Genomic DNA, 23,068 nt, shown 5'->3' with positions numbered 1-23,068 from the left:
AGCCCCCCAAGGAACTACCGCGGCACGATGTCCGGCGCCCCCAGCCTTGCCGCGTCCGCTGTCTGGTCGTCCGGCTGGAGTTGGGATTCGCGTTCCGCCTCGACCCGCTTCTCGTAGTGCTCGACCTCGCGCTCGATCTGGTCCTTGTCCCAGCCGAGGACGGGCGCCATGAGTTCGGCGGCCTCGCGGGCGCTGCGGGTGCCGCGGTCGAAGGTCTCGATGGAGATGCGGGTGCGGCGGGTCAGGACGTCGTCGAGGTGGCGGGCGCCCTCGTGGGAGGCCGCGTAGACGACCTCGGCGCGCAGGTAGTCGTCGGCGGCCGACAGCGGCTCCCCCAGGCCGGGGTCGGCGGCGATGAGGTCGAGGACCTCCTCCGCCATCGAGCCGTACCGGTTGAGCAGGTGCTCGACACGGACCACGTGCAGGCCGGTGCGGGCGGCGATCCTGGCCCGGGCGTTCCACATCGCCCGGTAGCCCTCCGCGCCGAGCAGCGGGATGTCCTCGGTGACACACTCCGCGACCCGCATGTCGAGCCCGTGCACCGCCTCGTCGACGGCGTCCTTGGCCATCACCCGGTACGTCGTGTACTTGCCGCCCGCGACGACCACGAGCCCCGGCACCGGATGCGCGACCGTGTGCTCGCGCGACAGCTTGCTGGTGGCGTCGGACTCGCCCGCCAGCAGCGGACGCAGACCGGCGTAGACGCCCTGCACGTCGTCGCGCGACAGCGGCACCGCGAGCACCGAGTTGACGTGGTTGAGGAGGTAGTCGATGTCGGCGCTGGAGGCGGCCGGGTGGGCCTTGTCCAGATCCCAGTCGGTGTCGGTCGTACCGATGATCCAGTGCCGGCCCCAGGGGATGACGAACAGGACCGACTTCTCGGTGCGCAGGATCAGGCCGGTGGTGGAGTGGATGCGGTCCCTGGGGACGACCAGGTGGATGCCCTTGGACGCGCGGACGTGGAACTGACCGCGCTCGCCGACCATCGCCTGCGTGTCGTCGGTCCACACCCCGGTCGCGTTGACGACCTGCTGGGCGCGGATCTCGTACTCACCGCCGCTCTCCACGTCCTGCACCCGGGCCCCGACGACCCGCTCGCCCTCGCGCAGGAATCCGGTCACCCGCGCGCGGTTGGCCGCCTTCGCACCGTAGGACACCGCCGTGCGCACCAGGGTCGCCACATAGCGGGCGTCGTCCATCTGGGCGTCGTAGTACTGGATGGCGCCGACCAGGGCGTCCTTGCGCAGCGCGGGTGCGATCCGCAGTGCGTGACGGCGGGTCAGGTGCCGGTGCACGGGCAGGCCCCGGCCGTGCCCGCCGGCCATCGACATCGCGTCGTAGAGCGCGACGCCCGAGCCGGCGTACAGGCGCTCCCAGCCCTCGTGCTGGAGCGGGTAGAGGAAGGGCACCGGCTTGACCAGGTGCGGGGCGAGGCGCTCCAGGAGGAGACCGCGCTCCTTGAGGGCCTCGCGGACCAGGGCGAAGTCGAGCATCTCCAGGTAACGCAGGCCGCCGTGGATCAGCTTGCTGGACCTGCTGGAGGTGCCGGAGGCCCAGTCGCGGGCCTCGACGATGCCGGTGTTCAGGCCCCGGGTGACCGCGTCCAGCGCGGTACCCGCGCCGACCACTCCACCGCCCACCACCAGCACGTCCAGCTCGCGCTCGGCCATGGCCGCCAGGGACTCCGCACGCTGCTCCGGCCCCAGTGTCGCTGTCCTCACCGCTGCCTCCCGCTCTGCCGCCACGCGGCCATCGCTCGCCGTCGGTCCATCGCTCGCCATCGGCCGTAGCCGGCCGCGGATCACCGGTCACCGGTCACCGGTCGCCGTCGAGCGTCGGGCGCGCCGACCGCCGAGCACGTCGCTCGCCGGTCGTCACCTGTCGGTCATCGGGCACGTGGGCCGCGCCCCCGGCGGGCGTGGCCCCTGCCCAAAGTCTGACCGGGTTGCCCGGCTTCAGCCACCACTCACCCCCAGCCTGTGGACAACGGTCACCGAACCCACGGAAGACACATCAACACAATCCCGCATAACGGTCATATTTACTCCTAGTCTGACCGTGCGCCTCGCTCATCCTGTCCACAGGGCTTGCGCACCTGTCCCGCTTCGGTTACTGGGAAGGACGGCCCACTCCATGCCCGCAGACCTCGCCGTCATCGGACTCGGTCCCTACGGCCTGCCCCTCGCCCAGGCCGCCGTGACCGCCGGCGTCTCCACGATCGGCTACGCCACCGGCCCCGAGGCGGGTTCGCTGAGCCCCGCCGAGCTGCGCCGGATGCTCGCGAAGGGCTTCCGGGTGGTCGAGGACCCGGCGCAACTGGGGCGGGTGCGTACCGCCGTGATCTGCGCGCCGACCCCGCGCGGCGCCGACGGCGGGCTCGACCTGGGCCAGGTGGAGGCCGCCGCGGGCACGCTGGCCGAGCGGCTGCGTCCGCACACGACGGTGATCCTGGAGTCCCCGGTCCATCCGGGGACGACGGAGGACTTCCTGCGGCCGCTGCTGGAGAAGGGCTCGGGCCTGCGCGCGGGCCGCGACTTCCATCTCGCCTACTCGCCCAGTCGGGTGAATCCCGGCAACCGGGACTTCACGCCGGCCAACACGCCGAAGGTCATCGGCGGCCTCACGCCCGCGTGCACGGAGTCGGCCGCCACGTTCTACGGACGGCTCACCGACAAGGTGGTACGCGCGCGTGGTCCGCGCGAGGCCGAGACCGTGCAGCTGCTGGAGACCAACTTCCGGCACGTCAACATCGCCCTCGTCAACGAGATGGCCGTCCTCTGCCACGACCTGGGCGTCGACCTCTGGGACGTCATCCGCTGCGCGGAGACCAAGCCGTTCGGCTTCCAGGCCTTCCGCCCGGGCCCCGGGGTCGGCGGCCACGGCGTCGCCCAGGACCTGTCCGGCCGCGCGAGCCGCGGTCTGCGCATGGTGGAACTGGCCCAGCAGGTCAACAGCCGGATGCCGGGGTACGTCGTGCAGCGCGCCGCCGCCCTCCTCAACGAGCACGGGAAGTCGGCGCGCGGCGCGCGCGTGCTGCTGCTCGGGGTCACCTACAAGGCCGACCTCGCCGACCAGCAGAACAGCCCCGCCCAGGAGATCGCGATGCGCTTCATGGAGCTGGGCGCCTCGGTCAGCTACCACGACCCGCACATCGCGTCCTGGAGCGTCCTGGACCGCCCGGTGCCGCGCGCCGACTCCCTCTACGAGGCCGCCGCCGACGCCGACCTGACGATCCTGGTCCAGCAGCACCGCACGTACGACCTGCAGGGCCTGTCGGTGAAGGCCCAGTTGCTGCTGGACACGCGCGGGGCGACCCCGACGGGGGCGGCACACCGGCTCTGAACGGGCCCGGCGCCCGCGACAGGCGGCTCGCCGACGGGCGCGCGGGGATGAAGGGGCGCGCGATGCCGCCCATAGACCCGGTAGGCGGTCCGTCTGGCACTCGGGCCGGGCCCCGAGGGCCGGGGTCCGGAACCATCTCCTTGGAAGGGGGCGCCCCGGAGAACGGGTCGCCGATCAGGGACACTACCGCCCCCCCTACGCCCATCCAGCCCACGTTCGTCCCGAGCGCAACCGCACGCCCCTTCCCCTCAACACGCGCCCCCACCAGCGCACTTGGGCATGCGAAAGGGCCGGTCGCCCGCCCGGGGTGACCGGCCCTCCGGCCGCCGTACGGCGGCTGCCGCCTACCGCTTGTGCTGCGAGTCCGCCACCGTCACCTCGACGCGCTGGAACTCCTTCAGCTCGCTGTAGCCGGTGGTGGCCATGGCGCGGCGCAGGGCGCCGAAGAGGTTCATCGAGCCGTCGGGGGTGTGGGACGGGCCGGTGAGGATCTCCTCAAGGGTGCCGACCGTGCCGAGGTCGACCTTCTTGCCGCGCGGGAGCTCCTCGTTGACGGCCTCCATGCCCCAGTGGTGGCCCTTGCCGGGTCCGTCGGTCGCGCGGGCCAGCGGGGAGCCCATCATCACCGAGTCGGCGCCGCAGGCGATCGCCTTGGGGAGGTCGCCGGACCAGCCGACACCGCCGTCGGCGATGACGTGGACGTAGCGGCCGCCGGACTCGTCCATGTAGTCGCGGCGGGCGGCGGCCACGTCGGCGACGGCGGTGGCCATCGGGACCTGGATGCCGAGCACGTTGCGCGTGGTGTGGGCGGCGCCGCCGCCGAAGCCGACCAGGACACCGGCCGCGCCCGTGCGCATCAGGTGCAGGGCCGCCGTGTACGTGGCGCAGCCGCCGACGATCACCGGGACGTCCAGCTCGTAGATGAACTGCTTCAGGTTCAGCGGCTCGTGCGAGGACGAGACGTGCTCCGCGGAGACCGTCGTACCGCGGATGACGAAGATGTCGACGCCCGCGTCCACCACCGCCTTGGAGAACTGCGCGGTGCGCTGCGGGGAGAGCGCGGCCGCCGTGACCACGCCGGAGTCGCGCACCTCCTTGATGCGCGCGCCGATCAGCTCCTCCTTGATGGGGGCGGAGTAGATCTCCTGGAGGCGGCGGGTGGCGGTGTCGGCGTCCAGCCCGACGATCTCGTCGAGGAGGGGCTGCGGGTCCTCGTACCGGGTCCAGAGGCCTTCGAGGTTGAGGACGCCGAGGCCGCCGAGCTCGCCGATGCGGATCGCGGTGGCCGGGGAGACGACCGAGTCCATGGGGGCGGCCAGGAACGGCAGCTCGAAGCGGTAGGCGTCGATCTGCCAGGCGATCGAGACCTCCTTCGGGTCCCGCGTACGGCGGCTGGGGACGACGGCGATGTCGTCGAAGGCGTACGCCCGGCGGCCGCGCTTGCCGCGCCCGATCTCGATCTCAGTCACGTCTGTGGCCTTTCCCTCTGCGTTTCAGCGTCTACCAGTATCGCCGACGGGCACGGCAAGGGCGGCCCCGGTGTGTCCGGGACCGCCCTGGAAAGGCCGTGGTGACTGCTTGCGACTACTTGCTGCGGCTGTAGTTCGGCGCCTCGACCGTCATCTGGATGTCGTGCGGGTGGCTCTCCTTGAGACCCGCGGCGGTGATCCGCACGAAGCGGCCCTTGGACTCCATCTCGTCGACCGTGGCCGCGCCCACGTAGCCCATGGTCTGGCGCAGGCCGCCGACGAGCTGGTGCAGCACGTTGGCCAGCGGGCCGCGGTAGGGCACCTGGCCCTCGACGCCCTCGGGGACGAGCTTGTCGTCGGAGGAGACCTCGGCCTGGAAGTAGCGGTCCTTCGAGTACGACTTGCCCTGGCCGCGCGACTGCATGGCGCCGAGCGAGCCCATGCCGCGGTACGACTTGAACTGCTTGCCGTTGATGAAGAGCAGCTCGCCCGGGGACTCCTCGCAGCCCGCGAGGAGGGAGCCCAGCATCACCGTGTCGGCACCGGCCGCCAGCGCCTTGCCGATGTCGCCGGAGTACTGCAGGCCGCCGTCGCCGATGAGCGGGATGCCGGCCGGGCGGGCGGCGAGGGACGCCTCGTAGATGGCGGTGACCTGCGGGACGCCGATGCCGGCGACCACGCGGGTGGTGCAGATCGAGCCGGGGCCCACGCCGACCTTGATGCCGTCGACGCCGGCGTCGATCAGGGCCTGCGCGCCGTCGCGGGTGGCGACGTTGCCGCCGATCACGTCGACGCCGACGCTCGACTTGATCTTCGCCATCCAGCTCAGGGCGTTGCTGTTGTGGCCGTGCGAGGTGTCGACGACCAGGAAGTCCACGCCGGCCTCGGCGAGCGCCTGGGCCCGCTCCAGGGCCTCGGGGCTCGCGCCCACGGCGGCACCGACGAGCAGGCGGCCCTCGGAGTCCTTGGCCGCGTTCGGGTACTTCTCGGCCTTGACGAAGTCCTTGACCGTGATCAGGCCCTTGAGGACGCCCTGGTCGTCGACCAGGGGCAGCTTCTCGATCTTGTGCTTGCGCAGCAGCTGCATGGCCTCGGGGCCGGAGATGCCGACCTTGCCGGTGACCAGCGGCATCGGCGTCATGACCTCGTGGACCCGGCGGGTGCGGTCGCTCTCGAAGGCCATGTCGCGGTTGGTGACGATGCCGAGCAGCTTGCGGTCGGGGTCGGTGACCGGGACGCCGCTGATCCGGAACTTCGCGCACAGCGCGTCGGCCTCGGCGAGGGTCGCGTCCGGGTGCACCGTGATCGGGTCGGTGACCATGCCGGACTCGGACCGCTTCACCAGGTCGACCTGGTTGACCTGGTCCTCCACGGAGAGGTTGCGGTGGAGCACGCCGACGCCGCCCAGCCGGGCCATCGCGATCGCCATGCGGGACTCGGTCACCTTGTCCATCGCCGCGGAGAGCAGCGGGATGTTGACCCGGACGTTGCGAGAGATGCGGGACGAGGTGTCGACCGCGTTCGGGAGGACCTCGGAGGCTCCCGGCAGCAGCAGCACGTCGTCGTAGGTCAGCCCGAGGGTGGCGAATTTGTCGGGCACTCCGTCGACGTTGGTGGTCATGACACCTTCCCCAAATGGCCTTGATCGGTGCGGATGTCCATGCTAACGGGAAGCACGGCTCCCAAATTCCACGGTACGACTCAGCTCCAGGCTTCGTATGTTCGTACGGGAACGGGCACACGCCTGTTCATCGGGGACCCGGGATCGGGCCGGGGGGAAGGCCGCCGCAAGGCGGACAAGGGCTCCGCCTACTGCTCCGCGAGCGCCCGCAGCCGGCTCAGGGCCCGGTGCTGGGCGACTCGCACCGCACCCGGTGACATTCCCAACATCTGGCCGGTCTCCTCGGCCGTGAGACCCACGGCGATGCGGAGCAGGAGCAGCTCGCGCTGGTTCTCCGGGAGGTTGGCCAGGAGTTTCTTGGCCCACTCGGCGTCGCTGCTGAGCAGTGCGCGCTCCTCGGGGCCGAGGGAGTCGTCGGGGCGTTCCGGCATCTCGTCCGAGGGGACGGCCGTGGAGCCCGGGTGGCGCATCGCGGCGCGCTGCAGGTCGGCGACCTTGTGGGAGGCGATCGCGAAGACGAAGGCCTCGAAGGGGCGGCCGGTGTCGCGGTAGCGGGGCAGGGCCAGCAGGACCGCCACGCAGACTTCCTGGGCGAGGTCCTCGACGAAGTGGCGGGCGTCGCCCGGGAGGCGGGACAGGCGGGTACGGCAGTAGCGCAGTGCGAGGGGGTGAACATGGGCGAGCAGGTCGTGCGTGGCCTGCTCGTCCCCGTCCACGGCGCGATGGACGAGAGCGCCGATCGTCCCTACGGCAGTGACCGCCTCGTCGTCGCGCATCGGTCCATGGTGCCCTGCTGCCGTCGGCGGCGTGGCATCGCGTCCTTCGTTGTGCACCGAAGCGTTATGAGCAGGTGCGCCGGAACTCATCTCCTGCGCCCTCCCCTTCCGCTCGAACGACTCGTCCCCGAGAGACTCCACACCTCAAGGATGCGGCATCCGCGCCGAAACGAGCAGCGGGCCCGAGGCGCTCCGTCTTGCAGACCCCGCCCACCGTGGGGTAGGCGGGGGCGTCCGGTCGGTCCGCTGTCCCGCTGCGGCGCAGCTCACCGTCGTGCTATCGGACCAGTCCCCAGCGGAAGCCGAGGGCCACCGCGTGGGCGCGGTCGGAGGCTCCGAGCTTCTTGAACAGCCGCCGGGCGTGGGTCTTCACGGTGTCCTCGGAGAGGAACAGCTCGCGGCCGATCTCGGCGTTGGAGCGGCCGTGGCTCATGCCCTCCAGGACCTGGATCTCGCGCGCGGTGAGGGTGGGCGCGGCGCCCATCTCGGCCGAGCGGAGGCGGCGGGGCGCCAGCCGCCAGGTCGGGTCGGCGAGGGCCTGGGTCACGGTGGCCCGCAGTTCGGCGCGCGAGGCGTCCTTGTGCAGGTAGCCGCGAGCGCCGGCGGCGACGGCCAGGGCCACGCCGTCCAGGTCCTCGGCGACCGTGAGCATGATGATGCGCGCGCCGGGGTCGGCGGACAGCAGCCGGCGCACGGTCTCGACGCCGCCCAGTCCGGGCATGCGCACGTCCATCAGGATCAGGTCGGATCGGTCGGCGCCCCAGCGGCGGAGGACTTCCTCGCCGTTGGCCGCCGTCGTCACGCGCTCGACGCCGGGCACGGTCGCCACCGCGCGGCGCAGCGCCTCTCGGGCAAGCGGGGAGTCGTCGCAGACGAGGACGGATGTCATGACCGCCCTCCGCAGCTGATGCGCGTCACCTTGAGCCTCCAGGCTGGTACGGAATCGTCACCTGTGCGGTCGAACGTCTCGGACGCCTGCCCGAGCGCTTGTTGCTTCAACCGCCACCGCACTCTCAACGACGGTCACTCGAAAGAGTTACGGGGCTGCATGCCGTCTTCGGCACTCTACGTGAGGGTGCGGACACGGTGCAGACATGGACGTCAGACCCTCAACTTTTCATCACAACCAATGCCCCATTTAGACCTTTTTCTTCCCGTTTCACGGTGTCTGGGGCTAGATTGCCAATGAGTCATATTTTCATCTCTCTAGACCGGAGATGTACGGTCGTTGGCACCGTATCCGCCCAGAACGGCTACAAGGGGTCACGTAATGGCAGATTTCTCCCGCCTTCCCGGACCGAACGCGGACCTGTGGGACTGGCAGCTCCTGGCTGCCTGCCGTGGGGTCGACAGCTCGCTCTTCTTCCATCCCGAGGGCGAGCGCGGGGCGGCTCGGAGTGCCCGTGAGAACTCGGCCAAGGAGGTCTGCATGAGGTGCCCGGTCCGCGCGGAGTGCGCGGCGCACGCGCTGGCGGTCCGCGAGCCGTACGGCGTGTGGGGCGGCCTGACCGAGGACGAGCGCGAAGAGCTCATGGGGCGGGCGCGCAACAGGCTGGTGTCGGCGTCGACGACCAGCGGCAGTTCCGCCTCCGACACATGAAAGAACGTTTCTGCAATCCGTTGACAATTCGCTGAGAATCTGCCGACGACCGGGCACGCACGCGTGTGCCCTCGCCGGGCTGCGCCGGTGCCGGCGCCGTGCCCGCGCCTGTGCCCCATCGGTCCGCAAGGGGGGCCGGCGGACCGGCCCGTGGGCCGCTACGCCTGCCGGGCCGCCCGGCCGAGCTGTTCCAGCGTCGCCGCCACTGCCGGTACCTGTGCCAGGTCGGGCAGGGTGAGGGCGACGATCTCCCGCCGTACCGCGGGTTCGAGCACCACCGTGCGCACGCCTCTCGGCCGTACCGACTCGACCGCGAGACCGGGCAGCACCGCGACACCCAGACCCGCGCCGACCAGGCCGACCACGGCCGGGTAGTCGTCGGTGGCGAAATCGATGCGGGGCGTGAAGCCCGCGCTCTCGCAGGCCTGGACGAGCTGTCCCCGGCAGCGCGGGCAGCCCGCGATCCAGGGCTCGTCGGCGAGTTCCCCGAGGGCGACCGACTCCGCCCGGGCCAGCCGGTGCCGCTCCGGCACCAGGCCGACGAGCCGGTCCGTGAGCAGCGGCCGCACCACCAGGTCGTCCCACTCCTCGGCGTCCGCCGCGCCCTCGTAGCGGAAGGCGAGCGCGATGTCGCAGTCCCCCGTGCGCAGCAGCTCCACGGACTTCGGCGGCTCGGCCTCCTCCAGGGAGACCCGGGTGCCGGGGTGGGCGGCGCGCAGCGCGGCGAGGGCGGTCGGGACCAGGGTGGAGCTGCCGCTCGGGAAGGAGACCAGGCGGACCCGGCCCGCGCGCAGCCCGGCGATCGCGGCGACCTCCTCCTCGGCGGCGGTGAGCCCGGCGAGGATCCCGGAGGCGTGCCGGACCAGGGCCTCGCCGGCCTGGGTCAGGCGCATCTCGCGGCCGTTGCGGACCAGCAGCGGGGTGCCGACGGAGGTCTCCAGGGCCTTCATCTGCTGGCTGACGGCGGGCTGGGTGCAGCCCAGTTCGCGCCCCGCCGCCGAGAAGGACCCGGTGGTGGCGACGGCGCGCAGGACACGGAGATGACGTGCTTCGATCACCCCCTGAGCATAAGACGGACTTGGATACAGCGCCCGAAAACGCGTCGACGCTTTGAGAGTGGTCCCGTACCGTCGGAGCATGGAGCTTCTCTCGGTGAACCTCGGCCGTCCGACGCCGTCCCCGCACACGGACCAGGCGGACGGCGTCACCGGCATCGACAAGCGGCCGGTGGACGGGCCGGTGCGGGTGGCGGCGCCCGGGCCGAAGGGGATCGCGGGCAGCGGTCTTGCCGGCGACGCGGTCTGCGAGCTGCGCCACCACGGCGGCGACGACCAGGCGGTGTACGCGTTCGCGCGCGAGGACCTCGACGACTGGGAGAAGGAGCTGGGCCGCCCGCTGCCGAACGGCTGTTTCGGTGAGAACCTCACGACAAACGGGCTGAACGTGTCGGAGGCGCTGATCGGCGAGCGCTGGCGGATCGGTTCCGAGGTCGTACTGGAGGTCACCTCCGGGCGCATCCCGTGCCGTACTTTCCAGGGCCATCTGGGCGAGCGGGGATGGGTGAAGAGATTCACGCGGAAGGGTGCCAGCGGTGCCTACCTCCGGGTGATCGAACCGGGTGAGATCCGGGCCGGCGACCCCATCGAGATCATCCACCTGCCGGAGCACGGGGTGACGGCGGCGATGGAGTTCCGCGCGACCACCACCGAGCGGGAGCTGCTGCCCCGGCTGCTCGCGGCGGGCGCGGCCCTGCACCCGGAGGCGCTGGCGCAGGCCCGGAAGTACGTGGCGGCACAGTCGGCGGCAACAAGGGACTGAACGGCTGTCACGCGCAGGCCGTTCACCGGCGCTTCACCCTTAGGGAGAGCCGGTGCGCACAGCGGACGGCGTCCGTCCGGGTAACTACCCTTGGCCCATGACAACGGCTCTGATTACGGGATCGACCGCGGGGATCGGTGCCGCGTTCGCGCGGCGGCTGGCGGCCGACGGGCACAACCTCGTCCTGGTGGCCCGGGACACCAAGCGGCTGCACGAGCAGGCGACCGAGCTGCACGACCGGCACGGCATCGAGGCGGAGGTGCTCACCGCCGACCTCGCCGAGGACGCCGGCATCGAGTCGGTCGCCGCCCGGCTCGGCGACCGCCGCAACCCCGTCGACCTGCTGGTCAACAACGCCGGCTTCGGCAACAAGGGCCGTTATCTGGACGTCTCGATGGCCGACGAGCTGCGCATGCTCAAGGTGCACTGCGAGGCGGTGCTGCGGCTGACCTCGGCGGCGGCCGAGGCGATGCGCGAGCGCGGCCGCGGCGGTGTCGTGAACGTGGCGTCGGTGGCGGCGTTCGTGCCGCGCGGGACGTACGGCGCCTCCAAGGCGTGGGTCGTGCAGTTCACCCAGGGCGCGGCGCGCGACCTCGCGGGCAGCGGGGTGCGGCTGATGGCGCTGGCGCCGGGGTTCGTCCGTACGGAGTTCCACCAGCGGGCCGGGATGGGCACGGACAACATCCCGGGCTGGATGTGGCTGGACGCCGACAAACTGGTCGCGGCGGCGCTGGCCGACCTCGCGCGCGGGAAGACGCTGTCGGTCCCGGATCCCCGCTACAAGGTGCTCACGGGCCTGGCGAAGATGGCGCCCCGCGGGCTGGTGGGCGGCATCAGCGCGAAGACGGGCCGCAAGTACGGGCCGCAGTAGGGAGCCGGCCGGGACGCACCGGACAGACCGGAACACACCGGGACGGGGCCGGTGAGACGTTGGTGTCGTTCGGTCGCGCCCGCAGGGGGGCCGGAGGCGGTGTCATGACGTTCGTGCAGCTCATCGAGTGCAGGACCAGGCGGTTCGACGAGATGGACCGGCTGATGGACAGGTGGGTCGAGCAGACCAAGGGGAAGCGGACGGCGACGCACACGCTGGTCGGCAAGGACCGTACCGACGCCGAGCACGTCGTGGAGATCGTGGAGTTCCCGTCGTACGAGGAGGCGATGCGGAACTCGCACCTTCCGGAGACCGACAGGATCTTCCACGAGCTGCTCGCGCTCTGCGAGGGGACGCCGACGTTCACCGATCTCGACGTGGTGCGGGACGAGGGGCTGTACGCCGGCACCGCGCGGCGGTTCTTCGAGACGATCGCCGCGGCCGGCCCGCTGGCTCCGCTGGACGGCCTCATCACCGAGGACTACCACGACCACGATCCGGTCGAGGGCCAGGACACCATCGGCATGGACGCGATGCGGCGCAAGCTGGAGATGTGGCGGGGGGCCTTCGACTTCACGTTCCGCGTCGAGGACCAGATCGCCCAGGGCGACCGGGTGTGCACCAGGTGGCTGTGGACGGGGGTGTAGCAGGGGCCGTTCATGGGGGTCCCGAACACCGGTCGGCAGGCCACCATGGCCGGGACGACGGTCCACCGCTTCGACGCGGACGGGAAGCTGGCCGAGGGCTGGCTGCAGTACGACCGGATGGGACTGCTGGCGCAGCTGGGTGCGCTGGACGCGCTGGAGAACTAGGCCGACCATCGAAGTACCCGCGAGGGGCGAAGCCCCCGTTCCCGGCGGACGACCGGGAACGGGGGCTTCCTCAGAGACTGTTGCCTCAGTGCGAGTGGCCGTGCGAGTGGCCCGCGGCGGCGGCCTCTTCCTCTTCCTTCTTCTCGACGACCAGGGTCTCGGTCGTCAGGAGCAGGGAGGCGATGGAGGCGGCGTTCTCCAGGGCGGAGCGGGTGACCTTGACCGGGTCGATGACGCCGGCCTTGACCAGGTCGCCGTACTCGCCGGTGGCGGCGTTGAAGCCCTGGCCCTTCTCCAGCTCGGCGACCTTGGAGGTGATGACGTAGCCCTCCAGGCCGGCGTTCTCGGCGATCCAGCGCAGCGGCTCGACGACGGCGCGGCGGACGACGGCCACACCGGTCGCCTCGTCGCCCGTCTTGCCGAGACCGTCCTCCAGCACCTTCGCGGCGTGGACGAGCGCGGAGCCGCCACCGGAGACGATGCCCTCCTCGACCGCGGCGCGGGTCGCGGAGATGGCGTCCTCCAGACGGTGCTTCTTCTCCTTCAGCTCCACCTCGGTGGCGGCGCCGACCTTGATCACGCACACGCCGCCGGCCAGCTTCGCGAGGCGCTCCTGGAGCTTCTCGCGGTCCCAGTCGGAGTCGGTGTTCTCGATCTCGGCCTTGATCTGGGCGACGCGGCCGGTGACCGCACCGGAGTCACCGGCGCCGTCGACGACCGTGGTGTCGTCCTTGGTGACGGTGACGCGGCGGGCGGAGCCGAGCACGTCCAGGCCGACCTGGTCGAGCTTGAGGCCGACCTCCTCGGAGACGACCGTGGCGCCGGTGAGGATCGCCAGGTCCTCCAGCATCGCCTTGCGGCGGTCGCCGAAGCCGGGGGCCTTGACCGCGACCGCGTTGAAGGTGCCGCGGATCTTGTTGACGACCAGGGTCGACAGGGCCTCGCCGTCGACGTCCTCGGCGATGATCAGCAGCGGCTTCGAGGCGTTGGACTGGATGATCTTCTCGAGCAGCGGCAGCAGGTCCGCGATGGAGGAGACCTTGCCCTGGTTGATGAGGATGTAGGGGTCCTCCAGGACGGCTTCCATGCGCTCCTGGTCCGTCACGAAGTACGGCGACAGGTAGCCCTTGTCGAAGGCCATGCCCTCGGTGAAGTCCAGCTCCAGACCGAAGGTGTTGGACTCCTCGACGGTGATGACACCGTCCTTGCCGACCTTGTCCATGGCCTCGGCGATGAGCTCGCCGACCTGCGTGTCCTGGGCGGACAGCGCGGCGACGGCGGCGATGTCGGCCTTGTCGTCGATCGGGCGGGCGGTGGCGAGAAGGTCCTCGGAGACGGCGGCGACGGCCGCGTCGATGCCCTTCTTCAGGGCGGCCGGGGAGGCACCGGCGGCGACGTTCTTGAGGCCCTCGCGGACGAGCGCCTGGGCCAGCACGGTGGCGGTGGTCGTACCGTCACCCGCGATGTCGTTGGTCTTGGTCGCCACCTCCTTCACCAGCTGCGCGCCGAGGTTCTCGTACGGGTCCTCGATCTCGACCTCGCGGGCGATCGTGACGCCGTCGTTGGTGATGGTGGGGGCGCCGAACTTCTTGTCGATGACGACGTTGCGGCCCTTGGGGCCGATCGTCACCTTCACCGTGTCGGCAAGCTTGTTGACGCCGCGCTCAAGGGCGCGACGGGCGTCCTCGTCGAACTTCAGGATCTTCGCCATGGCAGCGGATGCCCTCTCGGAATTCTCGGGTGAACAAGACTGCGCCCCTGGCGCCCGGCTTCTTGGAGGATCGCGGGGGCCAGGGGCGCAGCTTCAAGCAGAGTGCTTGAGGTGTAAGTCGCAGGCTTACTTCTCGATGATCGCGAGCACGTCGCGAGCCGAGAGGACGAGGTACTCGTCGCCGTTGTACTTCACCTCGGTGCCGCCGTACTTGCTGTAGAGCACGACGTCGCCGACCTTGACGTCGAGCGGCAGGCGCTCGCCGTTCTCGAAACGGCCCGGGCCCACGGCGAGGACGGCGCCCTCCTGGGGCTTCTCCTTCGCGGTGTCCGGGATGACCAGGCCGGAGGCCGTGGTCTGCTCGGCGTCGAGCGGCTGGACCACGATGCGGTCCTCAAGCGGCTTGATGGCAACCTTGGAGCTGGCGGTCGTCACGATCCGACCTCCCCCTTCGGAGATCTCACGGGGTTAACTGTCTGAGGTGGCGACCAGGTCGATCCGTCGTCGCGGGTGCCGGACCTGCCCGTCGCGTTGTTGGCACTCTCATCTGCCGAGTGCCAGAGCCGAGACTATGACCGCGATTAGCACTCGGTCAAGCGGAGTGCCAATTGCGAGCGGCGCGGCGCCGGAATCGGCCCCTTCGGGCGTCACAGGGCGACGGCGGCGTGCATCTCCCAGACCAGGATCTCGGCCGGTTCCGAGGCTGCCACCCGGTGCCCGCCGGTGGCCGTGAAGCGCACGGCGTCCCCCTCGCCGAGCGCTCCGACGCCCTCCAGGTCCACCGCGCCGCGGGCGACGAACAGGTGCAGGTACGGGGCCTCGGGAAGGATCACCCGCCCGCCGGGGCGCAGCCGGGCCGCGTACAGCGCGGCGTGCCGGTTCCGGATCCGGATGGCGCTCGCGTCCTTGTGCCGGTCCATGCCGGACGCCACCGTGACCAGCCCGCCGGAGAGCAGCTCGGCGTCGATCTCCAGCTGTTCGTAGCCCGGGGTGACGCCGGCCTCGTCGGGGACGACCCACATCTGGACGAAGTGCACGGGGTCGGCGGGCGGCCGGCCCGCGGCCCGGTAGGAGTCGTTCTTCTCCGAGTGCAGGATGCCGGTGCCGGCGCTCATCCGCTGGGCCAGGCCCGGGTAGATCACGCCGGAGTGACCGCCGGAGTCCTGGTGGACCAGCGAGCCCCGGAGCACCCAGGTGACGATCTCCATGTCCCGGTGCGGGTGGGTCTCGAAGCCCGTGCCCGGCTGCACCAGGTCCTCGTTGTGGACCAGCAGCACCCCGTGGTGCGTGTTGGCCGGGTCGGGCCGGCGGGTGCCGAGGGAGAACGAGTGCTTCGAGTCGAGCCAGGACAGCCGGCTCGCGAGCCGCGCGTCACCGCGCCGCACCTCGACGCCGGGTACCAGTAGTGCGCCCATGCCGTGCCTCCAGCTCCACACAAGGACCCATTGACGTGAATATTCAAGTCAACATTGATGGTCGCGCCTGTATTTCCCGGCATGAAGCACCGTGAGCGACTTGACATGACTTGACGATTGAAGCGGGAGGATCGAGCGGTCCGAGTCGCTAGAGGTAGTCCTCAAGGCGGCCCACCGTCAGCCCGCCCGCCTGTACCCGGCGCAGCAGCCGGGCGGTGCGCTCCCTGAGGGTCGGGCCGAGGGCCTCGTCGGGGCCCACCAGGATGATGTCGCCGGGGCGGAGCTGTTTGTCGCCGGTCCGGTAGGTGATGCCGTCGGGGGTCGTCGCCGCCCGCCACAGGACCACCGCGGCGACTCCGCAGTCGTCCGCGGCGCGCAGGGTGGTGGTGTCGTAGGTGCCGTAGGGCGGGCGGAAGAGGCGGGGCCGGATGCCGAAGCGGGACTTCAGCTTCTCCTGCTGGCCGCAGATCTCGGCGCGCTGGCCGGCGTACGGCAGGCCGGGCATGGCCGGGTGGTCGAGGGTGTGGTTCTCGACGCTCGCGCCGACCGACTGGAGGCGGGCGAAGTGGCCGTAGCCGGGGCCGACCACGCTGTCGGTGAGGAACATGCTCACCGGAAGCCGCAGTTCGCGGACCATGTCGACGAAGCGGGGGTCCTTCTCGGCGCCGTCGTCGTAGGTCAGGAAGACCACCCGGTCGGAGGTGGGTACGTGGTCGACGACCGGGGGCAGGGCGGTGGGGAAGGACAGCGGGCGGAGCGGCGGGCGGGGCGCCGGGGCGAGGGGCTCGGTCAGGCCCCACCGGCGGTACGTCGGCTCGCCGGACGGGCCGTGCGGGTGCACCCGGTCGGCCGCCTTCCGGCCGAGCCGTTCGATGGGGTCGACGGACGGCGCGCAGGCGGACATCGTGCACGCGGACAGGACGAGGGCGGCGGCCAGGACGGCGGCCGTCGCCCTCGGTCGGCTCACAGGTAGTCCTCCAGGCGCGCCACCGCGTAGCCGTCGCGGGTGACCTTGTTCAGGAAGCGGCGCATGTCGTCGACCATGGTGCCGTCCCAGTCGTTCCGGCCCCGGAAGTGCGTGAGGACGATGTCACCGGGGTGCAGCGAGCGGTCCCACTCGCGGTACTCCCAGTGGTCGACGAAGACCTCCTCGTCCCAGATCGGCGCGTACTTGATGCCGCAGGCCTTGGCGGCGCGCAGGGTGTCGCCGTTGTAGTTGCCGTAGGGCGGCCGGAAGACGGTCGGCGCCTTGCCGAACTGCCTCTTCATGATGTCCTGCATGCCGCAGATCTCGTGCTTCTGCTCGTCGTAGGTCAGACCGGGCATGTAGGGGTGGGTGAGGGTGTGGTTGTTGACGGTGTGGCCCTCGGCCTGCATCCGGCGGAAGTAGCCGTAGTCGTCCTTGACCAGGTAGTTGCTGAGGAACGCGGTGTAGGGGATGTGCAGCTCGCTCATCATCCGCAGGAAGTCCGGGTCCTTCTCGGAGCCGTCGTCGATGGTGAGGAAGACGATCTTCTTCCTGGTCGGGACGGTGGTGAAGACCGGGGGCAGGTCGTCCTCCACCTGGCCGTCCACCTCGAAGCCGTCGCGAGCGGTGATCCTCGGCCTGTACTTCGGCGGCGCCGGGGGCCGCAGCGGGACCGCGTCCAGTCCCCAGCGCCGGGCGGCGGCGACCAGGGCGGCGTGGTCGTCGGGGGCGGCGGCGGCCCGATGGGCCTGCTGGCCCGCGGCGGGACGGACCCCGGCCTCGTCCCCCGGTCCGGCACAGCCGGAGACGACGGCGACGGCAGCTGCGGCGGTGAGGGCGGCCATGGCCAAAGCCACCCTATTTTTGTCATTTTGTACGACTGCTCGCATGGCGTCGGATCTTTCCAGCCCCTTCCCCGTAACCCCGGCAGACACCGCGGCCGGAGGCGAACCATCCACCGACTGGCCGACAATGACCCGGTGAACGACCTCCTCTCCCCCCTCCTCACCCTCCTCACCTCCGAGGGCCACGCCCTCCTCGACGAGGTGCGCGGCACCGCGCCCGCCGACGAACTCGCCGTGGCCACCCGGCTGCGCCGCGAGCACCCCGCCGAGCTGGTGTCGGCGGCGCTGGCCCAGGCCCGGCTGCGGCAGCGGGCGGCGGCGAAGTTCGGGGAGGCGGACGCGGACCGCATGTTCTTCACGCCGAACGGGGTCGAGCAGTCGACGCGGGCGAGTGTCGCCGCGTACCGGGCGGAGCGGATGAGGGCGCTGGGGGTCGCCTCCGTCGCCGACCTGTGCTGCGGGATCGGGGGCGACGCGATCGCGCTGGCGCGGGCGGGGATCCGCGTCCTCGCCGTGGACCGGGACCCGGTGACCGCGGCCGCCGCCCGGGCGAACGCCGAGGCGCTCGGGCTCGCCGGCCTGATCGAGGTCCGGGAGGCGGACGTCCAGGAGGTGGACACGGCCGGCCACGACGCCGTCTTCGTCGACCCGGCCCGGCGCGGCGGCCGCGGCCGCATCTTCGACCCGGAGGCCTACTCACCGCCGCTGTCCTGGGCGGTGGCGACCGCCTCGACCGCCCGGGTGGCCGCGCTGAAGATCGCACCCGGCATCCCGCACGAGGCGGTCCCGGCGGCCGCCGAGGCGGAGTGGATCTCGGACCACGGCGACGTGAAGGAAGCCGTCCTCTGGTTCGGCACCGGTACCCCGGGGGCCGTCCGCGCCACCCTCCTGCCCGGCCCGCGCACCCTGCTCGGCCGCGGCCTGCCCGACCCCGCCGTGCGGCCGGTCGGCCGTTACCTGTACGAGCCGGACGGCGCCGTCATCCGCGCCCACCTGGTCGCCGAGGCGGCCGAGGAGCTGTCCGGCGGCCTGGTCGACCCGACGATCGCGTACATCACGGCCGACACGCTCCGGGCCACCGACCACGCGACGGCGTACGAGATCACCGACGAACTCCCCTTCAACGTGAAGAGGCTGAAGGCGCTGCTGCGGGAGCGCGAGGTCGGGAACCTGACCGTGAAGAAGCGCGGCTCCGCGGTGGAGCCCGAGGAACTGCGCAGAAAGGTCAAGCCGCAGGGACCGAACGCGGCGACCGTGTTCCTGACCCGGGTGGCGGGGGCCCCGACCATGCTGCTGGGCCGCCCGGCGCGTCCCTGAGCGCTCCGCCGGCTACGCCGCGATGTGCCGCGATGTGTTGTCGAGCGGCTGCCGCGCCGTCGTGGCTGGTCGCGCAGTTCCCCGCGCCCCTTCGGGGCGCTCAGAGCTCTCGCGCCCGCCGCAGCAGCAGCTCCCGTTCCCGCTCGTTGCGTGCCAGGGCCGTCGCCCGCTCGAACTCCGCGCGGGCCTCGGCGGTCCGCCCGAGGCGGGCCAGTAGGTCGCCGCGGACGCTCGGCAGCAGGTGGTAGTCGCTGAGGGCGGGTTCGGCGGTCAGCGGGTCGACGATCGCCAGGGCGGCCGCCGGGCCCTCGGCCATCGACACGGCCACCGCGCGGTTCAGCTCGACGACGGGGGACGGGGACCGGGCGGCCAGCAGCCCGTAGAGGGTGGCGATGGCCGTCCAGTCGGTCTCCTCGTAGGTGTAGGCGTGCGCGTGGCAGGCCGCGATGGCCGCCTGCAGGGCGTACGGCCCGGGGGCGCCGGTCGCCGTGGCGTCCGCGCGGGCCAGGGCCCGGATACCGCGGGCGACGAGCATCCGGTTCCAGCGGCGGCGGTTCTGGTCCCGGAGGAGGACCGGTTCGCCGTCGGGGCCGGTGCGGGCGGCCGTACGGGAGGACTGGAACTCCAGGAGGGAAGTGAGGGCGTGCACCTCCGGTTCCTTCGGCATCAGCCCCGAAAGCACCCGGGCCAGCCGCAGCGCGTCCTCGCAGAGCGACGGGCGCAGCCAGTCGTCGCCCGCCGTGGCCGCGTACCCCTCGTTGTAGATCAGGTAGATGACGTCCAGGACCGAGCCGAGCCGGGCCTCGCGGTCGGGGCCGTACGGCACCTCGAAGGCGATGTTCCGCGTCGCGAGGGTGCGCTTGGCGCGGACGATGCGCTGGGCGACCGTCGGCTCGGGCACCAGGAAGGCGCGGGCGATCTCGGCCGTGGTCAGGCCGCCGAGGAGGCGCAGGGTGAGGGCCGTGCGGGCCTCGGGCGAGAGCACCGGGTGGCAGGTGGTGAAGACGAGGCGGAGCAGGTCGTCGTCGATGTCGTCCGGGTCGGCGGGCTCCTCGGGCGGGGCCGTCGTCTCCGTGCTGCGGCCGATCTCCGCGAGCTTGCGGGCGTAGTTCTCCCGGCGCCGGACCAGGTCGACGGCGCGGTGCCGGGCGGTGGTCATGAGCCAGGCGCCCGGGTTGTCGGGCACACCGTCCCGGGGCCACTGCTCCAGGGCGGCGACGAGCGCGTCCTGCGCCAGTTCCTCCGCGATGCCGACGTCCCGGACGATCCGGGCGACGCCGGCGATCACCCGGGGCGATTCGAGCCGGAAGACGGTCTCGATGGCGTGGCGGGGATCGGCCTCGGCGCCCGCGGGAGCAGATGCGTCGGCCTGGCCGCCCGCGGGGGCGGACGCGTCGGGCTCGGCGGGGGGCTGTGTGCTCACAGCCCCCCATGCAACACCCACCGCAGGGCGGACGCCAGGAGGATCAGCCCTCCGCGATCTCCCGGACCTCGCAGGTCACGGTCCAGAACTCCTCGTGCACCTTGAGGAACCGCTTGGTCCACTCCAGGGCCTCGGCCTTGTCCTTGCACTGCATGATCGCGTACCCGCCGACGACCTCCTTGGCCTCGGTGAACGGTCCGTCGGTGACGGAGATCTTCCCGCCCTCCCAGTGCACCCGGGTGCCCTGGGCGGTCGGCGTGAGGCCCGCGGTGTCCAGCATCACGCCGGCCTTGGTGATCTCCTCGATCAGCTCGCCCATCCGCTGCATCAGCTCCTGGCTGGGGCCTTCGGCGGGGGCGGTGTTCTCGTCGATCTTCACGAGCGACAGGTAACGGGGCATGGTGGCTCCTGGTGTTCCGGTGCGGTGCGGGGTCTCTCCCCGCATCTCACCCTTGCGTCGAACGGCCCGCCCCCGGATCGACACGCGCACCGGAACTCCCCGGAGTTTTTTTCCGGCCGCCGCGGAGGGCCTACTTCAGCGAGTCCCACAGCTCGCTCGCCGCCGGCTCCTTCGCGATCACCCGGTTGGGGTCGGAGGGCGCGGTCACCACCGGCATCATCACCGTCTTCGTGTGGTCGGAGGTCAGCCCCTTCAGGCTCTGCCCGAGCCGCATCAGCTCGCTGAGCGAGTCCAGGCCGGTGTCGGTGGTGAGGCTGGAGGTGACCGCGTCGGCGACCTCGTAGAGCTTGGCCGGGTTGGTCAGCAGGCTGATGGAGGCCATCCGGTCCAGCAGGGCCTTCACCAGTTTCTGCTGCAGGCCTATCCGGCCCAGGTCGCTGCCGTCGCCTATGCCGTGCCGGGTGCGGGCGAGCGCCAAGGCCTGGGTGCCGTCGAGGTGGTGGGTGCCCTTCCTCAGGTGCAGGTGGCTGTCGTCGTCGTCGATGTCCTGGTCGGTGGTCACGGTCACCCCGCCGAGCGCGTCCACCAGCTTCGCGAAGCCCGAGAAGTCGATCTCCAGGTAGTGGTCCATGCGGACGCCGGTGATCGACTCGACCGTCTTGACCGCGCACACCGCCCCGCCCACCGAGTAGGCGCTGTTGAACATCGCGTTGTAGGCGACGGACGTCGAGCCGCCGGAGGAGAGCGGGCAGGAGGGCCGGGTGACCAGGGTGTCGCGCGGAATGCTGACGATCGTGGCGGACGTGCGGCCGGCGTCGACGTGGACGACCATCGCGGTGTCGGAGCGGGCGCCCGAGCTGCTGCCGCCGCCCAGCTTCTTGTTCTCCTTGCCGCTGCGCGAGTCCGAGCCCAGTACCAGGATGTTCACCGAGCCGGTGGGCAGCGGGGTCGGGGAGGCGGACGCGGACGCGGCGGCCGTCGGCGTCGTCACCGCCTTGGGCGGGCGGTCGTCCCCGAGCGCGCTGTTGATGTCGACGCTCTTGATGTTGTCGTTGAGGTGCCAGTAGACCCACCCCGCGCCGGCGATGCCGAGCGTCATGACCCCCGCCAGGGTGAGGCCGACGATCTTCAGCGCTCTCGACCGCCGGCCCACCCGTCTGCCCGCGCCGCCTTGCTCCTCGTGTCCCGTCACAAGGCAGGAACGTAAGTCCGAATTATTAGGGGACTGTTAGCGCGAGCGCCGCGAAGAGGTTTTCTTCGGAAAATCTCACCCTTCTCACCCGGGCTTCAGCCCAGGGTGACCGCGGGCACCGGATTGCTCCCGCTCCAGGACGCGTTGAACCCGAAGGAGACCGAACTCCCGTCCGCCACCGCCCCGTTGTAGGAAGCGTTGGCGCAGGAGACGGCCGCGCCGGACTGGGTGCAGGTGGCGTTCCAGGCCTGGGTGATCTGCTGCCCGGCGCCGTACGTCCAGCTCACGTTCCAGGAGGAGAGCGAGGCGCCCGAGCAGGAGATGGTCACCTGGCCGGTGAACCCGGTGTTCCACTGGCTGCTCACGCTGTAGGCGGCGGTGCAGGCACCGGTCGGCGGCGGGGTGGTCGTGGTCCCGCCGAGCGCCTCCGAGATCCCGTAGTACGCCGGTTTCGGCGCGTAGTTCGCGTCGTACGGGGTCGCCGCGCCGTACCCCGGGAACGTGCTGTCCACCCAGGAGTCGGAGTCGGTGAAGCCCCACACGGTGACGTTGACGCAGCGGCTCACCGCCACGCACGCGGCCACCACCGACTTGAAGTCGGCCTTCTGCTGGGCGAGTTTGGTGCTGTCGGAGGGCAGCGCCATCCGGATGTCCAGCTCGGTGATGGCCACGTCGACGCCCAGGTCGGCGAAGCGCTGGATGTTCTGCTGGAGGGTGGCCGGCACCTGGCCGAGGACGAGATGGGCCTGCAGCCCGACCCCGTCGATCGGGACGCCGGCCGCCTTGAGCGACTTGACCAGGTTGTACAGGGCGGTGCTCTTCGCGTTGACGCCCTCGACGTTGTAGTCGTTGATGTACAGCTTGGCGGCGGGGTCGGCCGCATGTGCCCAGGTCAGGGCGTTGGCGATGTAGTCGGAGCCGAGGCCGTTGTACCAGAGCGTCGAGCGGTAGGTGCCGTCCTCGTTGAAGGGTTCGTTGACGACGTCCCAGGCCGCGATCTTCCCCTTGTAGCGGCCGACCTCGGTGCTGATGTGGTTCTGCAGCAGGCTGCTCAGCTGGGCCGGGGTCCAGGTGCCGTTCGTCAGCCAGCTCGGGTTCTGGCTGTGCCAGACCAGGGTGTGGCCGCGCACCTGCTGGTTGTGGGCCTGGGCGAAGGCGACGATCTGGTCGGCCTCGGTCCAGTTGAAGCTGCCCTGGGTGGGCTCGACGGTCCCCCACTTCATGGCGTTGCCCGGGGTCAGCGAGCTGAACTGGCCGCCGGCCAGGTCGCCGTAGGTGCCGGTGAGCTTGGAGCCGGTCACCGCGGTGCCGATGACCTTGCCCTTCGCGGCGGCGAGGTCGCGCAGCGGGGTGTCGGCGGCGTGCGCGGGGGCGGTGCCGACGGCGAACAGTCCGACGCCCGCGACCAGGCCGGCCAGCCCGGCCCGTAACAGGTTCCTGAAAGACCTGGAGGTTCTGGAGGTTCTCATGCGGGTAGCCTCCGAAAGTT

20 protein-coding genes and 1 pseudogene are annotated in these 23,068 nt (G+C 71.2%); 6 read left to right on the top strand and 15 right to left on the bottom strand.

Annotated elements, in window-relative coordinates:
- Positions 1–14: 14 nt before the first annotated feature.
- Positions 15–1,721 (bottom strand): FAD-dependent oxidoreductase, encoded by a 1,707-nt coding sequence (locus ACFZB3_RS11140; protein ID WP_391373030.1) that lies wholly within the window; start codon positions 1,719–1,721, stop codon positions 15–17.
- A gap of 412 nt (positions 1,722–2,133) precedes the next feature.
- On the opposite strand from ACFZB3_RS11140, the gene ACFZB3_RS11135 reads away from it, so the two are divergent.
- Complete coding sequence (locus tag ACFZB3_RS11135) at positions 2,134–3,342, top strand: nucleotide sugar dehydrogenase (RefSeq protein WP_391373027.1); 1,209 nt, start codon at positions 2,134–2,136, stop codon at positions 3,340–3,342.
- A 344-nt stretch (positions 3,343–3,686) separates the two neighbouring features.
- Here the strand turns inward: ACFZB3_RS11135 and ACFZB3_RS11130 are convergent, their stop codons facing one another.
- The 4 genes from ACFZB3_RS11130 to ACFZB3_RS11115 form a co-directional block, all read right to left on the bottom strand.
- On the bottom strand, positions 3,687–4,811 hold the full coding sequence (locus ACFZB3_RS11130; RefSeq protein WP_391373024.1) for a GuaB3 family IMP dehydrogenase-related protein: 1,125 nt from the start codon (positions 4,809–4,811) through the stop codon (positions 3,687–3,689).
- 115 nt (positions 4,812–4,926) lie between these two features.
- Positions 4,927–6,432, bottom strand: a complete 1,506-nt coding sequence (gene guaB, locus ACFZB3_RS11125; RefSeq protein ID WP_391373021.1) for an IMP dehydrogenase — start codon at positions 6,430–6,432, stop codon at positions 4,927–4,929.
- A 188-nt stretch (positions 6,433–6,620) separates the two neighbouring features.
- Positions 6,621–7,208, bottom strand: a complete 588-nt coding sequence (locus tag ACFZB3_RS11120; RefSeq protein ID WP_089099378.1) for a sigma-70 family RNA polymerase sigma factor — start codon at positions 7,206–7,208, stop codon at positions 6,621–6,623.
- Positions 7,209–7,485: 277 nt separating this feature from the next.
- Positions 7,486–8,097: a response regulator transcription factor gene (locus ACFZB3_RS11115; protein ID WP_003948568.1), complete on the bottom strand. Its 612-nt coding sequence runs from the start codon at positions 8,095–8,097 to the stop codon at positions 7,486–7,488.
- Positions 8,098–8,478: 381 nt separating this feature from the next.
- Between ACFZB3_RS11115 and ACFZB3_RS11110 the strand changes: the two genes are divergently transcribed.
- On the top strand, positions 8,479–8,808 hold the full coding sequence (locus tag ACFZB3_RS11110) for a WhiB family transcriptional regulator (protein WP_391373018.1): 330 nt from the start codon (positions 8,479–8,481) through the stop codon (positions 8,806–8,808).
- Positions 8,809–8,966: 158 nt separating this feature from the next.
- On the opposite strand, the gene ACFZB3_RS11105 is transcribed toward ACFZB3_RS11110, so the two are convergent.
- A complete protein-coding gene (locus ACFZB3_RS11105; protein ID WP_391373015.1) occupies positions 8,967–9,866 on the bottom strand; it encodes a LysR substrate-binding domain-containing protein in 900 nt (299 codons plus the stop codon).
- A gap of 79 nt (positions 9,867–9,945) precedes the next feature.
- Here ACFZB3_RS11105 and ACFZB3_RS11100 point away from each other — a divergent pair, with 79 nt between their 5' ends.
- The 3 genes and pseudogenes from ACFZB3_RS11100 to ACFZB3_RS11090 all read left to right on the top strand — a co-directional run bounded on the left by ACFZB3_RS11100 (position 9,946) and on the right by ACFZB3_RS11090 (position 12,309).
- A complete protein-coding gene (locus ACFZB3_RS11100) occupies positions 9,946–10,626 on the top strand; it encodes an MOSC domain-containing protein (RefSeq protein WP_391373012.1) in 681 nt (226 codons plus the stop codon).
- A gap of 97 nt (positions 10,627–10,723) precedes the next feature.
- Positions 10,724–11,497, top strand: coding sequence for an SDR family NAD(P)-dependent oxidoreductase (locus ACFZB3_RS11095; protein ID WP_391373009.1), 774 nt, complete (start codon positions 10,724–10,726; stop codon positions 11,495–11,497).
- Positions 11,498–11,601: 104 nt separating this feature from the next.
- Positions 11,602–12,309: pseudogene (locus tag ACFZB3_RS11090) on the top strand (ester cyclase).
- An 85-nt stretch (positions 12,310–12,394) separates the two neighbouring features.
- Here ACFZB3_RS11090 and groL read toward each other — a convergent pair.
- From groL to ACFZB3_RS11065, 5 genes are all read right to left on the bottom strand, one after another.
- A complete protein-coding gene (gene groL, locus ACFZB3_RS11085) occupies positions 12,395–14,020 on the bottom strand; it encodes a chaperonin GroEL (protein ID WP_391373006.1) in 1,626 nt (541 codons plus the stop codon).
- Positions 14,021–14,146: 126 nt separating this feature from the next.
- Positions 14,147–14,455, bottom strand: a complete 309-nt coding sequence (gene groES, locus ACFZB3_RS11080; RefSeq protein ID WP_004955293.1) for a co-chaperone GroES — start codon at positions 14,453–14,455, stop codon at positions 14,147–14,149.
- A gap of 212 nt (positions 14,456–14,667) precedes the next feature.
- Entirely contained in the window at positions 14,668–15,435 is a 768-nt protein-coding gene (locus tag ACFZB3_RS11075; protein WP_391373003.1) for a pirin family protein, read from the bottom strand.
- Positions 15,436–15,583: 148 nt separating this feature from the next.
- On the bottom strand, positions 15,584–16,402 hold the full coding sequence (locus tag ACFZB3_RS11070) for a polysaccharide deacetylase family protein (RefSeq protein ID WP_391373001.1): 819 nt from the start codon (positions 16,400–16,402) through the stop codon (positions 15,584–15,586).
- Complete coding sequence (locus ACFZB3_RS11065) at positions 16,399–17,292, bottom strand: polysaccharide deacetylase family protein (protein ID WP_391372999.1); 894 nt, start codon at positions 17,290–17,292, stop codon at positions 16,399–16,401. The genes ACFZB3_RS11070 and ACFZB3_RS11065 overlap by 4 nt, the downstream gene beginning before the upstream one ends.
- 90 nt (positions 17,293–17,382) lie before the next feature.
- On the opposite strand from ACFZB3_RS11065, the gene ACFZB3_RS11060 reads away from it, so the two are divergent.
- Positions 17,383–18,564 (top strand): methyltransferase domain-containing protein, encoded by a 1,182-nt coding sequence (locus ACFZB3_RS11060; RefSeq protein WP_391372996.1) that lies wholly within the window; start codon positions 17,383–17,385, stop codon positions 18,562–18,564.
- A gap of 100 nt (positions 18,565–18,664) precedes the next feature.
- Here the strand turns inward: ACFZB3_RS11060 and ACFZB3_RS11055 are convergent, their stop codons facing one another.
- The 4 genes from ACFZB3_RS11055 to ACFZB3_RS11040 form a co-directional block, all read right to left on the bottom strand.
- Positions 18,665–19,987 (bottom strand): sigma-70 family RNA polymerase sigma factor, encoded by a 1,323-nt coding sequence (locus tag ACFZB3_RS11055; protein ID WP_391372993.1) that lies wholly within the window; start codon positions 19,985–19,987, stop codon positions 18,665–18,667.
- 43 nt (positions 19,988–20,030) lie between these two features.
- Complete coding sequence (locus tag ACFZB3_RS11050; protein WP_391372990.1) at positions 20,031–20,387, bottom strand: YciI family protein; 357 nt, start codon at positions 20,385–20,387, stop codon at positions 20,031–20,033.
- A 130-nt stretch (positions 20,388–20,517) separates the two neighbouring features.
- Complete coding sequence (locus ACFZB3_RS11045) at positions 20,518–21,579, bottom strand: LCP family protein (protein WP_391372987.1); 1,062 nt, start codon at positions 21,577–21,579, stop codon at positions 20,518–20,520.
- A 95-nt stretch (positions 21,580–21,674) separates the two neighbouring features.
- A complete protein-coding gene (locus ACFZB3_RS11040; protein WP_391372984.1) occupies positions 21,675–23,048 on the bottom strand; it encodes an endo-1,4-beta-xylanase in 1,374 nt (457 codons plus the stop codon).
- Positions 23,049–23,068: the final 20 nt, after the last annotated feature.

It is taken from the genome of Streptomyces sp. NPDC008092 (assembly GCF_042957285.1).
In the GTDB taxonomy this organism is placed as follows: Bacteria; Actinomycetota; Actinomycetes; order Streptomycetales; family Streptomycetaceae; genus Streptomyces.
Note: the sequence above shows the minus strand (reverse complement) of the source record. Positions and strands in the feature narration are given on the sequence as shown.